Below are 13,663 nucleotides of genomic sequence, written 5' to 3'. Positions count from 1 at the left end.
TGCTTCTTAGTAGCTTTTGCTATATTACTGCCGTTTTAGGCCGGGGCCGACAAAAAATATATCTCATGCCCCGATATTCTCTGTGCGTTAATCATTTTGAGGAGAGAGCATGGATACATATGATAAGGTCTTTGAGCTCGCCAAGAACCGGGGGTTCATCTGGCCATCATTCGAGATATACGGCGGCGCATCCGGATTCTACGACTACGGCCCCATGGGCGCCACGCTGAAGCGGAAGATCGAGGACGCCTGGCGGCGTCTCTATTGCGTGGGCGAGGGCTTCTACGAGATCGAGGCCCCCACCATCGGCGTCGAGGCGATATTCGAGGCGTCGGGCCACGTAGGCGGCTTCGCCGATCCTATGACCACCTGCCAGAAGTGCAAGGAGTCCTTCAGGGCCGACCACATCATCAAGGGCGTCATGGAGATCCCGGACGGCCTTAAAAAAGAGCAGCTCACCGAGATCATCAAGAACAAGAATATCGAGTGCCCGGAGTGCGGCGGCCCCCTGGGCGAAGTATACGATTTTAACCTGATGTTCAACACCTGGATAGGCCCCGGCCAGAAGAAGAAGGGCTACCTGCGGCCGGAGACGGCCCAGGGGATGTTCGTGGACTTTCCGCGATTGCTTCGGTTCTACAGGGAGAAGCTCCCGTTCGGCGTGACCCAGATCGGAAAGTCTTACAGGAACGAGATCTCCCCGAGGCAGGGCGTTATACGCCTGAGGGAGTTCACCCAGGCCGAGGCCGAGGTGTTCGTCAACCCGAAGGATAAGAACTCGCACCCCAACTTCGCCGCCGTCAGGGATATGGTGCTGAGCCTTTACGACGAGGACTGTCAGCTGAACAATAAGCCGCCCGTGCCCATGACGGTGGGCGACGCGGTGGCGAAGGGCACCATCGCCAACGAGTACCTGGCCTATTACGTGGCCCTGACAAACGTGTTCCTGGCCACGGTGGGCATCGACCCGAAGCGGCTCAGGTTCAGGCAGCACATGCGCACCGAGAGGGCGCACTACGCCACGGACTGCTGGGACGCCGAAGTGCTCCTCGAAAGGTTCGGCTGGGTGGAGATCGTGGGCATCGCGGACCGCACGAACTACGACCTCACGGCCCACCAGAAGCGGAGCGAGGTGGACATGTCCGTCTTCGTTCCGTTCGAGAAGCCCATGAAGGTCACCCGCACCATCGTCACGCCCGACATGAAGGTCATCGGCCCGAAGTACAAGGGCAAGGCCGGCAAGATCATGGCCGCCCTCAAGGCCATGAAGCAGGAGGAGCTGAGCAAGCCCGAGGTCGTGCTTAACATCGACGGCGAGGATATCGTCATCCCGAGCAGCCTGTTCGAGCATAAGACCGTGGAGGAGGACGTATCGGGCGAGAACGTGCTGGCGCACGTGGTGGAGCCCTCGTACGGCGTCGACCGTACCCTTTACTCTGCATTAGAGCACGCCTACGGCGAGGAGATCGTTAAAGGCGAGGAGCGTATCGTGCTCCGGCTGGCCCGCTCCGTGGCGCCGATAACGGCGGCCGTCCTGCCGCTGCTCAGCAAAGAGCCACTGGCGGGGAAGGCACGGGCCATCGCGCTGGACTTGAAGGAAAAGGGCTTCTTCATCGAGTACGACGAGTCCGGCACCATCGGCAAGCGCTACCGGCGCAACGACGAGGTGGGCACGCCGTTCTCCATCACCATCGACTTCGACACGATGGAGGACGACACGGTGACCATCCGGGACCGGGATACCATGAGCCAGGTCAGGGTGCCCGTGAAGGACCTTTCGTCGGTCCTGGGCGAGCTTCTCGCGAGCGACAGGCCACTGACCGACTTCGGCAAGAAGGTCGCCGCAGAGTAATATGTCCCTTGATTGGGGCGTGCTGGCGAAGGAGGCGTCGAGGAAGTCCGTGCACATGGCGGGCTTCCTGATCCCCGTCGCCTACTATTTTTTCCTCTCCCGGGAACTTTTGCTGATCCTGCTTGGCGCAGGCGTGCTGGGCGCCGGCATTCTGGAGCTTATCCGCCTGTCGGGCGTTCCACTCTTTCCTAAGGTACTGCTCCGCGACCATGAAAAAAAGGGCTTAGTCGGTGGGTATTTCTACGCGCTGACCTCGTCGTTCCTGGCCGTGCTCCTGTTCGATAAGCCAGTCGCCGTCGCCGCCATGCTCTTTTTGACCCTGGGCGACGGGATCACCGGGCTGGCAGGGGCGGCGCTGACCATGCTGGCGGGGCCAAAGGAGGCGGATAAGCGTAAATATGATACGGACGGGCGCACCTTGCCAGAAGAGCTCTGGTACGCCCTGACGCACCCCAAGTCGCCGATACTAATGGCCGTCATGCTCGTCGTCTGCGGGGCTGCCGGCCTGGCCCTCTATCCGTCGCTCTCCTTCGAGATGATCGCGGCCGGCGCCTTTGGCGCCATGGCGGCGGACGCGTTCCCCTGGCGCATCTTCGGCCTGACGGTGGACGACAACCTCTCGATACCCCTGGTCTCCGGGTGCCTGATGTCGCTGGCCGCTATCGTGTAAAAAGAAGCATTAATTTTAAGGCACTAAGCTGACTGAGGCACTATTCTCACCACAATGGCACGGAGTTCACGAAGGCTCACTAAGATTTTTTTTAAAATGTAAGTCACAAAGTTCACAAAGGACGGTTCATTGGGTTTGAAGGCACAAAGATGACAATGGCACAATGGAATGAACATGCGAACACTTTTTGCCATCGTGTCATTGTCCCCTTTGTGCCTCTTAACCCAAAAAGCCTTCTCTGAGGCCTTGGTGACTCACATTTAAAAGAAAGCTTTGTGAAACTTGGTGCGCTTCGTGCCATTGTGGTGAAAATAGTGGCTCTGTACGCTTAGTGCCTCAAAGGCAAATGGAAAAAAACATTTCTAATTATTTTCAAGACGTGCTGAAACAACTTATATAACGCCTCGACGATACATAGGCTGAGAACATGCCAGAATACGTGAGCCATCCCCTCATAAAGCCGGACACGGTGTCGAGCCGCGAGTATCAGCTCACGCTGGCGAGGACGGCCCTGGAGAGGTCGTCGCTCATCGTGCTACCCACCGGGCTGGGGAAGACCATCATCGCGCTTTTTGTCATGATCGAGCGCCTCGGGGACGGCAAAAAGGTCCTCATGTTATCTCCCACCAAGCCTCTGGTGGAGCAGCACGCCGCGTTCCTCAGGCGGGTGCTGACCATCGACCCGGAGCAGGTGGCCGTGTTCACGGGTAGCGTCGCCCCGGAGCAGAGGGAGGAGGTATGGAAGCGCTCCAGAGTGGTCGTCTCCACGCCCCAGGTAATCGAGAACGACGTGCTCATGAAAAGGTTCGACCTCCGGGACGTATCGTTGATCATCTTCGACGAGGCCCACAGGGCGACGGGCGACTATGCGTACGTCTACATCGCGAAAAAGTACAAAGAGCAGTCCTCTGACCCGCTGGTGCTGGGGATCACGGCCTCGCCGGGCAGCACGCCCGAGAAGATCAACGAGGTGAAGCAGAACCTCTCCATCGAGCACGTCGAGCTCAAGACGGAGAACGACCCGGACGTCTCGCCGTACATCTACGAGAAGGACGTGGAGTGGGTCAAGGTGGACGTGCCCGACAAGGCCGCCGAGATAAAAATTCTGCTCGACTCCCTCATGGACGACCGGCTGGACAGGCTCCGGGCCATGGGCGTCCTGTATAACACTCATCTGAACAAAAAAGAGCTGCTCATGCTCCAGGCGAAGCTGCAGGCGTCCATATCCAGAGGGGGCTCGCCGGAGAGCTACAAGGCCGTCTCAATTTTAGCGGAGATCATGAAGATCGAGCACGCCGTGGACCTGATACAGACGCAGGGCGTCGTGCCCCTCAAGAAGTACTTCGACCGCCTGAAAGAAGAGGCGGGGAGCAAGGGCGGTAGCAAGGCCACGAAGCGGCTCATGCAGGACGCCCGCCTCGCCGGGGCGATAAGGGTGGCGGGCACGGCCGACGAGGTCAACCCCAAGACAGAGAAGGTCAAGGAGATCGTCGTCGAGCAGCTAAAGGAAAAGCCGTCGTCCCGCATCATCGTGTTCACGAACTTCAGGGACACGGCCGAGTTCGTGTCCAGGGAGCTGGCCGCGGTGGAGGGCGTGAAGCCGGTGCGGTTCGTGGGACAGGCCTCGAAGCTCAACGATAAGGGCCTCTCCCAGAAAAAGCAGGTCGAGATACTCGATGCTTTCAGGGCCGGCGAGTTCAACACGCTCATCGCCACGTCGGTGGCCGAGGAGGGGCTGGACATCCCCTCGACCGATCTCGTGATCTTCTACGAGCCCGTGCCCTCCGAGATAAGGAGCATACAGCGCCGGGGGAGGACGGGGAGGAACGCCGTGGGCCGGGTGATCGTCCTGATATCGAAGGGCACCAGGGACGAGGGCACCTACCGTGTCAGCCAGGCGAAGGAGAAGAAGATGTACCGCACCATGAACGACATGAAGGACGGCCAGCGGATGTCGGACATGCTGGAGAACGGCGGGGCCCCCGCGAAAATTCCGGAGACGACGCCGCCCCTGCCGGCGCAGGGCCAGACGAGCCTCGGGGAGTTCGGGCCGAAGGCCGGGGCAAAGGAGGCCATCGAGATATACGTGGACATGCGGGAGATGCGCTCTGCCGTCGTAAAGAACCTGGAGGACATGAAGGCGTCCCTGAGCATCCGGACGCTGGACGTGGGGGACTACGTCCTGTCGGACAGGGTGTGCGTGGAGCGCAAGACCACGGACGACTTTCTGGACACGCTGTTCGGCGCGGACAGGAGCCTGTTCGAGCAGATCATCGCCATGAAGCACGCGTACATGCGGCCCCTGCTGCTCATCGAGGGCGACGGCCTTTACACGAAGCGCCGCATCAGTCCGAACGTGATCCACGGCGTCCTGGCGTCAATAGCGGTCGATTACGGCGTGACCGTCCTCTTCACGGCGAACGAGGCCGAGACGGCGTCTTTCCTGTTTTCCATCGCCCGCAGGGAGCAGGCCGAGCGGAAGCGCAGCGTCAACCCTCACGCCCAGAAGGCGTCCCACACGCTGGCGGAGAGGCAGGAGTACCTGGTATCGGCCATCTCCGAGGTCGGGCCGGTCATCTCTAAGAACCTCCTCAGGCACTTCGGCTCGGTGAAGAACATCGTGAGCGCCTCGAAGGAGGAGCTCATGGAAGTGGATAAGGTGGGGGAGAAGACGGCCGCAAAGATAAGAGAGGTCATGGACTCGGAGTACCGCCCGAGGGAGTAGCTATTTTTGAGAGGACGTGCTGCCTGAAGTAGCCGTTCACCTTGAAGCCCTTGCGCTCGTACAGCCGTATAGCGTCATAGTTGTTCGAGGTCACGGCGAGCACGATCAGGCCGTGGCCCTCCCGGTAGGCGTCCCCGGAGAGCCGGTCGAGCAGCGCCCCGCCGATGCCCCTCTTCCGGTGCCCCCGGTCCACGCCCAGGTCGAGGATAAGGATGCTGCCGTCCGAGAGCATGGTGGATATGATGAACCCGACGGGCCTGCCGCCCGCCCACGCCACGTACGAGAAGCCTCTCAGGAACCGCCCGTGCTTCCCGGCCATGACGCTGTCCATGAGCGCCCGCACGCCCTCCGGCCGGGCGAGCATCGGGTACACGGGGATGTCGGCGGGAGCCTGGCTCTCGTACATTATACGGCAGACTTCGCCCGCGTAGTCGTCCTTCCATGGAAGTATGTCGAATCCGTCGTACGCCGGCTTCACGGGTGCGGGGCTCAGGCACATGCCCATGCGCTCGGTCACGACGAAGCCCATGTCCCTGGCCGCCGATATAAAGCCACGGGGGGCCGGCCAGTTAAAGTTGCTCCTGACGGTGTGAATGCCCTCGCTAAAGAGGCCCTCTGCCACTGACCTCAGGAAGTACGCCTCGCTGCCGCCCGCGTGGCCGAAGACGAGCTCGGCGTCCCCGTCCAGAGTCTTATAGCAGATGACGCCGACGGAGCGGGCGCCGAGTAAGAGCGTGTAGATGCCCAGGTCTCCCTGCCTGGCCCGCTCGATCAAATTGCTGATGTAGCTGCGCTCCGCCTGGTCGGCGATTGGCAGGCTCCGGGCCGCTTCAGCGAATACCGGCCCGATGTCGTCCGCCATGCCGCGGGCCACTTTCAGCCCCTCTTTCAACATGCGAGATGCCATATTGGATTAGCAGGTATTAGTCAGTTGCGCAATCATTAAATATCGCACTGTCTTATGGAACGGACAACTGTAAATTTAAACGAGTGATGCGATGAAGGTCTGCCTGGTCAACGCGCTGTTCCACCCGTTCTCGGGCGGCGTGGAGAAGCACATGCTCGAGCTCTCGAGGGAGCTGGTGAAGCAGGACGTCGACGTGACCATCGTCACGGCCCGCATCGAGGGCACCCCCGCCTACGAGGAGATGGACGGCGTGAAGGTTCACCGGGTGCCCTGCCTGAGCGTGAAGGTGCCGGGCCTGTACCCGCCCCCGTTCGTCATGTCCCCCTTCTTTGCGCTATACTTGAAAAGGCTGGATGACGAGAACGGCTTCGACATCATACACCTGCAGAACCGGTTCTTCGTGGACTTCGACACCGCCGCGCTATACGCCCGGCTTAAAAAGAAGCCCTTCATGATGACCATCCACAACGCCCGCCCTCTTGGCATATCGCTGCCCATATCCGTATTCGGGTCGGCCTACGACTGGGCGATCGGCCGCTGGCCCTTCGCCATGGCGGACCGCATCATCGCGGTCTCGGAGTGGGTCAAGTACGACATCGCCAGGTACCGCATCGACGAGAGGAAGATCGTGCCGGTGCACAACGGGATCAACGTGGGCTCGTTCAGGCCCACGGCGGCCACGAACGTCCGGAAGCAGTACGGCATCGACGGCCCCATGCTGCTTTTCGTGGGCCGGATGATCACCCAGAAGGGCGTTCCATATCTCATCGACGCCATGCCGCTCGTCCTTGAAAAGCACCCGGACACGAAGCTGCTCCTCGTGGGCCGTGGCAACGCGCTGGAGTCGTTAAAGAAGAAGGTGGGGGCCATGGGCCTGGAAAAGAGCGTCATCTTTTCCGGTTACATGACGGAGGACATGCTAAAGGAGACCTACGGTACCTGCGACATGTTCGTGCTACCCTCGGTGTGGGAGGTGCTCCCCATCGCCATCCTGGAGGCCATGTCGTCCTCGAAGCCGGTGGTGTGCACAAACGCCGGCGGGAACGCCGAACTGGTAAAAGACGGATATAACGGCTACGTGGTGCCCATGCGGAGCCCTGAGGCGCTCGCCGACAGAATAAACGACCTGCTGGACGACCCGGAGAAGATGAAAAGCATGGGATGTGCGGGCCGGAGGCGCGCCGAGGACGAGTTCGACTGGAAGCTCATCGCCTCGAAGACAAAACATGTCTACGAGGACCTGCTCATGGAAAAAAAGAATGGCGGGAGAAAAAATAACCGGTATTATCCTCACGTCAACGTTACATAAATGGCCTTCTTTTTTTAAATGATGAGGGTCTGCCTGGTCAACGCGCTTTTCCATCCCTTTTCCGGCGGGATCGAGAAGCACATGTACGAACTATCGAGGGAGCTCGTCCGCCAGGGCGTGGACGTGACCGTCGTCACCGGCAGGATCAACGGCCTGCCGGAGCGGGAGGACATTGACGGAGTTGACGTGAGGCGAGTGCCCTGCAGGGCCGTCAGGGCCCCGCTGATCTACCCGCCTCCGCTGGTCCTGTCGCCGCTCTTCTACTTCCGCCTCGGGAGGCTCGACGATGAGCTGGGCTTCGATATCATTCACCTGCACAACCGTTTCTTCATCGACTTTAACATGGCCTCGGTGTATGCCCGGCTGAAGAACAAGCCGTTCGTCATGACGGCCCACAATCCCAGGCCAAAGCACGTGGCCTCTGCGGCCGGAACGCTGGGCGTCGCGTACGACTGGCTCATCGGCCGCTGGCCGTTCATCCTGGCCGACAGGGTCATCGCCGTATCCGACTGGACGAAGCACGACATCGCGAAGTACGGCGTGGATAAAAGCAAGATCGTGACCATCCACAACGGCATCAACGTGGACTCATACAGGCCCCGGGGCGGCGGGAGGGCCAGGGAGAGGTACGGCGTCAGGGGCAACATGCTGCTGTTCGTGGGCCGCATGGTGCCCCAGAAGGGCATCGGCTACCTGCTGGAGGCCATGCCCTGCGTGCTCCGGACGCATCCCGGCACGAAGCTTGTACTTGTGGGCCGGGGAAGCCTGTGCGACGGCCTCCGGCGCCGGGCCAGGGAGCTGGGGCTGGACGGCAACGCCGTCTTCTCCGGGTACGTGGAGGAGGACGAGCTTAAGGAGGCCTATGGCGCCTGCGATCTTTTCATTTTGCCGTCCACGGTCGAGCCGTTCGGCATCGTGGTCGCCGAGGCCATGGCCAGCGGGAAGCCGGTCGTGTGCACAGACTCGGGCGGGGTGAGGGAGATCGTGGACGATGGCTCCAGCGGGTTCGTGGTGCCCCCGGGGAGCCCTGAGGCGCTGGCCGAAAAGATCAATACGCTTCTGTCGGACGCCCGCCTGCGGGCCGACATGGGCCTGAAAGGCCGGGAGGCCGCCGAGAGGAGGCTGGACTGGAAGCTCATCGCCGAGAAGACGAAACGTGTCTACGAGGACGTCCTCTCGCGCCGCGCAAACCCCTAAGTATTTATTTTCACAGCCGATATAATTCGAGGGGCGGTCTAGCTGGCATCGTTAACGGACATCGCGGCCCTGGTGGCGCGGTTTAAAAAAGGCATCCTGTTCCTGGCCCTGTATGTACTGATCATAGCCACGATATCGTTCCCCTTCACGGGCATGATCATCGAGCGCATGAGGGATGACCTTATTATAAATGTCGTCCCCGACAGCTTCCACCTCATCCAGACGCAGCCCCTTGAGCTCATGATGCTGGAGCTCAAGCTGTCGTTCATCATCGGCATCCTGGCGGCGCTGCCTATCGTTTTCTTCTACGGCTATCGGTACTTGAGCCGTTTAAAGCTGGGCCAGCGCTTTAAAATTAATAAGCTCATGGTCGTGCTCGTCGCAGGCCTGGCGGTCGTGCTCTTCCTCGTGGGATGCGCCTATTCGTACTTCCTGATGCTGCCCCTGGTGTTCCAGTACCTCATCAATAGCGCGACCGACGCCGGCGTGGCCAGCAACTGGCGCGTCTCGGACTTCGTGAACTTCGCCATGCTCACGACGTTCGTGTTCGGCCTGGTCTTCGAGCTGCCCCTGGTAATGAACGCTCTCGCCCGGTCCGGCCTCGTGCCGGCGGAGATCTTCAAGAAGTACCGGCGCCACATGTGGGTCATCATCCTGATCGTCGCGGCGCTGGTGACCAGCCCCGACGTGATCACCCAGGTCATGGTGGGCGTGCCTTTAATTATTTTTTACGAGATCAGCCTGTTCATCATGCGGTTCACGGTGCCGAAGGCGAAAGTCGCCCCTCAGGCATAATTATTAAAAAAACGAGGACAGGTCCGATTGTTTCTGAATGCTCAAGGGCACCGACTCCACGCCCATGATGGACTCGAAAAGCTTCGCGTTACGGGCGGCGTTGGCGTGGGGATGGTTGTTAAAGTAGGCCCTGACTTTTCCCCCCTGGAGCGGCTCCATCCGCTTCTTCCAGGGCTGTAGTTCCTCGGGGCGATAATTATAGTCGTAGCGGTTCATGCGGCCATCTCCCGGGCCCTTCCTGTACCAGATGTCGTCATTGTGGCCGTGGAACCGTATGTACGCGTGGCCGGCGGTGTTCTCGACGACGGGAGGCATGGAGGGGCCGTCCACGGCGCAGGCGGCGACGTTCCTCTCCCGGAGCAGGTCTACTGTATCGCCGGCAAGGGCCCCGTTCTCCAGCCAGGAGCGGTGCCTGAACTCGGCCGCGTACTCGAAGCGCCCGGTGTCGAGCCGCTCCAGCAGCGCTTTGAGGCGCTCCGGGTGCTCGGTCTTCCTGCCTTTATCGTGGAGCATGAGGTAAGGGGATAACTGTAACAGGACGGCCCCCAGGCAGCCGGCATCGCGCATCGGGGCCAGCACTCTGGCCTCGAACTCCAGGGCGTGCCCCGTGTCCAGCAGGAGGCTCTCGTGGGTGACCCGCCCGGGCATCTTTAATGAGTACTCGAACGCCTCGAGCTTCGAGGCTTTGGCGATCCAGCTCTGGACGACGGCGGGCGAAGGAAAGCTATAGTAGGTGCTGTTGATCTCGGTGGTGCGGAAGTACTTCGCGTAAAACTCGAGCCACTTATCCCTGCCAAGGCCCTGCGGATAGAACTCGCCCACCCAGTCGTCGTATGACCAGCCGGAAGTGCCTACCAGGATCACATAGCATACTAGGCACCGGACGCTAAATAGCTGCCGTATTGAAGAGCGCGAGCATGAGCCGGGACACGAAGGACGTGCTCTCCGAGGGCGCCTTCTGGCCGGCCAGGAGCTCTGCGACGTGGTAGACCTCCGCCGCCATCCGGCTTGACGGGGCTGCAAGTACGGAGGGCACCTTATCCTTGCGCCTCACGCCGGGCTCCTCGGGCAGCATGGCGATGACGGGCGAGCCGAAGTGCGCCTCCACCTGGGAGCGGGAAAAAAAGGGGTTCTTCATGTCGTACCGGTTGAGCACGATGCCCAGGATGTTCACGTCCAGGATGCGGGCCATCTCCTGCACCTTGAGGCCGTCGGTCATGCTCCCCTCGTCAGGGTTGAGCACGAGGATAAGGTGGTCGGAGGCGGCCAACGACAATGCCAGCTCCTTGTTATACCCTGCGGGCGTGTCGATGACGATGAAGTCGGCGTCCCTGGAGAAGTACTCTATGACGTCCTTGAGCAGCGAGCGGTCCATCTTCAGGAAGCCCTCGATGGAGAGCCCGCTGGGCACGACGCGGAGGTTATCGTTGAACGCCTTATATACGGCCTTATCCGGCTCAGCCTCCCCCGCAAGCACCTCGTGCAGAGTGGTTTTCAGGGTATGAGGCTCAATGCCCATGTACGTGGACAGGTTGCTCATGCTGGCGTCAGCGTCCATGAGGATGGTCCTTCGGCCCATCTCGGCCAGCGCGACGCCTAAGTTTATCGAGAACGTGGTCTTTCCAGTGCCCCCCTTTCCGGCGCCCACCGCGATCACCACGGCCCTCTTTGCGGCCTTTTCGACAGGCGCCTTAACTGGCATGGGGGCCGGCTTCTCCTCGGCCTTCTCCGGGGCCTCTGCGGGCTGGTCTCCGGCGAGCCTGGGGGTACGGGAGGCCATAGAGGCGAGCAGGGCCGCGTCGGCCGCCGTAGGCTTTTTAGGGGCATAGCCCTCCAGGGCGTCCCTGGTGAGCGACGTATACACTAGTTCCTTCAGCTCGCCAGGGGCCAGGTTGGCGACCTTCCATATGATCTTACCGTTCGATGCCGTTGCTACGGGGGCGATGCCTCCCGACTTGGCGAAGCACAGGATGCCCGATATCGCCCCCGGGTACTCGTCCTCCACCACGATGCCCCGGAGCGGCCGCTCCCCGTTCCTGAGGATGACCGACATACGTCCCCTCTTCTCATCCCAGTATTTCGTCAGCGTAGGCATATCCTGCATGGCATATACTTATTTTCATTTTATTGCATATAATACTTGCCGTCATTTGCGAAGAATATTAATATCAGCAGGATTATACGCCAACTGAAAACAGGGAGTCAACATGGTCGATACAGTCACGCCTATTCTCGAGGAGTACTCTGCGTATACGGACCGCCAGATGCGGGCCGTGCTCAACAACCGGAAAAGAGTGGGGCGCCTGTACGACATGATGATGTACCATCTGGGCTGGCTGGACGAGGACTTCAGGGAGTGCCGTGCCCCCAGGGGCAAGAGCCTGAGGTCGACCATGTGCCTGCTCGCCTGCGAGGCGATCTCCGGCGATAGCAATAAGGCGCTGCCCGCGGCCGCGGCCGTCGAGCTCCTGCATAATTTCTCTCTCATCCACGACGACATCGAGGACGGCGACGTGAAGCGCCGCCACAGGGACACGCTCTGGAAGCTCTGGGGCGTCCCCCAGGCGATCAACACCGGCGACGCAATGGATATAGCGGCCAACCTTTCTTTACTCGACCTGGACGGCACTGTCGAGCCCGGGATGATGGTGGACATCATCCGCATCTTCAACCAGACCGTCATCGAATTATGCGAGGGCCAGTACCTGGATATGGACTTCCAGGGCAGGAGCGACGTCTCCGTGGGCGAGTACATCACCATGGTCAGCGGCAAGACCGCCGCGCTCATCGAGGCCTCGACCGCCATCGGCGCCATGGTCGCCACCGGGGACAGGGACGTCATAAGCCGCTTCGGGACCTTCGGGCGAAAGATCGGCATCGCCTTCCAGATACGGGACGACATCCTGGGCATCTGGGGCGACCCGGAGAGCACCGGCAAGTCGGCGAAGAACGACATCCGTAACAAGAAGAAGTCCCTGCCCGTGCTGTACGCCATGGAGAAGTCGAGGCACAGGGCAGAGCTTAAAACAATTTATGCGAAGGAGCAGCTCACCGACGGCGACATCGCCCGGGTGTTCGAGATCCTCACGGAGGCCGGGGCCCTGGAGTACACCCAGAGCGAGGCACAGCGCTACAAGGACGAGGCAATGGCCCAGTTCGACGGGTTAAAGCTCCATAAGGGGCCGATGGACAAGCTGCGCACGATAGGGCGGTTCCTGGTCGAGCGGGACTACTGATAAATTTTTATCCCTTAACGCTATAGTATTTTTAAAACCATTTTTAGATGTGTGACCGGCATGGACGCCAGAGAAGTACTTGAAAAGCTCGCCGCAGGCGAGATCGGCATCGACATGGCGGAGCGCCTGCTAAGGCTGGACTACGTGGAGAGGATCGGTAACCACACGGTCTTCGACATGAGCCGGGAGTGCCGCTCGGGCATACCGGAGGTCGTCTACGCCGAGGGGAAGACGCCCGAGAAGGCGGGCGAGATCGTCGAGCGGGTCATCGCTAAAAGAGGCATGCTCGTGCTGTCCCGCGCCTCGGAGAAGTACCACGACGAGGTGGTCAGGCGTATAGGCGAGGATGGCGTTATGTACAGGCCCGAGGCCCGGATGATCGTCATCGACCGCCGGGGCTGCGTTCAGGAGCACATCGGCAAGATCGGCGTCCTCACCGCGGGCACGTCGGACATCCCGGTCGCGGAGGAGGCCGCCACGATAGCGGAGGTCATGGGCTGCACGGTCATCAGGGGCTACGACGTGGGCGTCGCCGGCATCCACCGCCTGCTTGACCCGCTCAAGGATATGATAAGGCAGGACGTGGCCTGCGTGGTCGTCGTTGCGGGGATGGAGGGCGCGCTTCCCTCAGTTGTGGCGGGCATGGTGGGGGTCCCGGTCATCGGCGTCCCCACGAGCATCGGGTACGGCCTGGGAGCGGGCGGCATGGGCGCCCTGACCACGATGCTCCAGTCCTGTGCGCCCGGCCTGGTAGTGGTCAATATCGATAACGGCTTCAACGCCGGCGCCACGGCAGCATTAATTGCAAAGATGAAGCATGGAAAAAAATAAAAAATACAGGGTTAATTTTATCACATTTCCGGCCTATTTAATTTTGATGAAAGAGCCATGCGCCTGATGGTTCTCGATATTCTCGTATCCGGGGGTGTTCAACGAGTTAATCCTTTCATAAAAGGACGGCCGCTAACTGGC

11 protein-coding genes are annotated in these 13,663 nt (G+C 60.6%); 8 read left to right on the top strand and 3 right to left on the bottom strand.

Annotated elements, in window-relative coordinates:
- The first annotated feature begins 109 nt into the window (after positions 1-109).
- The 3 genes from glyS to MCP_RS00765 all read left to right on the top strand — a co-directional run bounded on the left by glyS (position 110) and on the right by MCP_RS00765 (position 5,247).
- Positions 110-1,852, top strand: coding sequence for a glycine--tRNA ligase (gene glyS, locus MCP_RS00775; protein ID WP_012898900.1), 1,743 nt, complete (start codon positions 110-112; stop codon positions 1,850-1,852).
- Between the two features lies 1 nt (position 1,853).
- The gene (locus MCP_RS00770) at positions 1,854-2,522 is read left to right on the top strand and encodes a diacylglycerol/polyprenol kinase family protein (RefSeq protein ID WP_012898899.1); all 669 of its coding nucleotides are present in this window, start codon (positions 1,854-1,856) and stop codon (positions 2,520-2,522) included.
- Positions 2,523-2,949: 427 nt separating this feature from the next.
- Positions 2,950-5,247 (top strand): DEAD/DEAH box helicase, encoded by a 2,298-nt coding sequence (locus MCP_RS00765; protein WP_012898898.1) that lies wholly within the window; start codon positions 2,950-2,952, stop codon positions 5,245-5,247.
- On the opposite strand, the gene MCP_RS00760 is transcribed toward MCP_RS00765, so the two are convergent.
- The gene (locus MCP_RS00760) at positions 5,216-6,142 is read right to left on the bottom strand and encodes a GNAT family N-acetyltransferase (RefSeq protein ID WP_231845123.1); all 927 of its coding nucleotides are present in this window, start codon (positions 6,140-6,142) and stop codon (positions 5,216-5,218) included. The genes MCP_RS00765 and MCP_RS00760 overlap by 32 nt on opposite strands.
- A gap of 103 nt (positions 6,143-6,245) precedes the next feature.
- Between MCP_RS00760 and MCP_RS00755 the strand changes: the two genes are divergently transcribed.
- The 3 genes from MCP_RS00755 (at position 6,246) to MCP_RS00745 (ending at position 9,455) form a co-directional block, all read left to right on the top strand.
- Positions 6,246-7,463 carry a glycosyltransferase family 4 protein gene (locus MCP_RS00755; RefSeq protein WP_012898896.1) on the top strand — a complete coding sequence of 406 codons (1,218 nt, stop codon included), beginning with the start codon at positions 6,246-6,248 and terminating at the stop codon, positions 7,461-7,463.
- Between the two features lie 18 nt (positions 7,464-7,481).
- On the top strand, positions 7,482-8,660 hold the full coding sequence (locus MCP_RS00750; RefSeq protein WP_012898895.1) for a glycosyltransferase family 4 protein: 1,179 nt from the start codon (positions 7,482-7,484) through the stop codon (positions 8,658-8,660).
- A gap of 72 nt (positions 8,661-8,732) precedes the next feature.
- The gene (locus MCP_RS00745) at positions 8,733-9,455 is read left to right on the top strand and encodes a twin-arginine translocase subunit TatC (RefSeq protein WP_012898894.1); all 723 of its coding nucleotides are present in this window, start codon (positions 8,733-8,735) and stop codon (positions 9,453-9,455) included.
- A gap of 3 nt (positions 9,456-9,458) precedes the next feature.
- Here MCP_RS00745 and MCP_RS00740 read toward each other — a convergent pair whose 3' ends face one another.
- Together MCP_RS00740 and minD are read right to left on the bottom strand one after the other, a co-directional pair.
- Complete coding sequence (locus tag MCP_RS00740) at positions 9,459-10,319, bottom strand: DUF72 domain-containing protein (RefSeq protein WP_012898893.1); 861 nt, start codon at positions 10,317-10,319, stop codon at positions 9,459-9,461.
- Positions 10,320-10,341: 22 nt separating this feature from the next.
- Positions 10,342-11,559, bottom strand: coding sequence for a cell division ATPase MinD (gene minD / locus MCP_RS00735; RefSeq protein ID WP_231845122.1), 1,218 nt, complete (start codon positions 11,557-11,559; stop codon positions 10,342-10,344).
- Positions 11,560-11,662: 103 nt separating this feature from the next.
- Here minD and MCP_RS00730 point away from each other — a divergent pair, with 103 nt between their 5' ends.
- Together MCP_RS00730 and larB are read left to right on the top strand one after the other, a co-directional pair.
- A complete protein-coding gene (locus MCP_RS00730) occupies positions 11,663-12,691 on the top strand; it encodes a polyprenyl synthetase family protein (protein ID WP_012898891.1) in 1,029 nt (342 codons plus the stop codon).
- Positions 12,692-12,751: 60 nt separating this feature from the next.
- Complete coding sequence (larB, locus tag MCP_RS00725; RefSeq protein ID WP_128566947.1) at positions 12,752-13,522, top strand: nickel pincer cofactor biosynthesis protein LarB; 771 nt, start codon at positions 12,752-12,754, stop codon at positions 13,520-13,522.
- Positions 13,523-13,663: the final 141 nt, after the last annotated feature.

The organism is Methanocella paludicola SANAE, assembly GCF_000011005.1.
GTDB classification, from domain to species: domain Archaea; phylum Halobacteriota; class Methanocellia; order Methanocellales; family Methanocellaceae; genus Methanocella; species Methanocella paludicola.
This window is presented reverse-complemented; position numbering and strand designations above follow the sequence as displayed.

Bases quoted from the DNA above. Each gene is read 5' to 3' on its own strand.
- MCP_RS00760 (WP_231845123.1), bottom strand. From the start codon at position 6,142: ATGTTGAAAGAGGGGCTGAAAGTGGCCCGCGGCATGGCGGACGACATC.
- larB (WP_128566947.1), top strand. From the start codon at position 12,752: ATGGACGCCAGAGAAGTACTTGAAAAGCTCGCCGCAGGCGAGATCGGC.
- MCP_RS00765 (WP_012898898.1), top strand. From the start codon at position 2,950: ATGCCAGAATACGTGAGCCATCCCCTCATAAAGCCGGACACGGTGTCG.
- MCP_RS00730 (WP_012898891.1), top strand. From the start codon at position 11,663: ATGGTCGATACAGTCACGCCTATTCTCGAGGAGTACTCTGCGTATACG.
- MCP_RS00770 (WP_012898899.1), top strand. From the start codon at position 1,854: ATGTCCCTTGATTGGGGCGTGCTGGCGAAGGAGGCGTCGAGGAAGTCC.
- MCP_RS00755 (WP_012898896.1), top strand. From the start codon at position 6,246: ATGAAGGTCTGCCTGGTCAACGCGCTGTTCCACCCGTTCTCGGGCGGC.
- glyS (WP_012898900.1), top strand. From the start codon at position 110: ATGGATACATATGATAAGGTCTTTGAGCTCGCCAAGAACCGGGGGTTC.
- minD (WP_231845122.1), bottom strand. From the start codon at position 11,559: ATGCAGGATATGCCTACGCTGACGAAATACTGGGATGAGAAGAGGGGA.
- MCP_RS00750 (WP_012898895.1), top strand. From the start codon at position 7,482: ATGATGAGGGTCTGCCTGGTCAACGCGCTTTTCCATCCCTTTTCCGGC.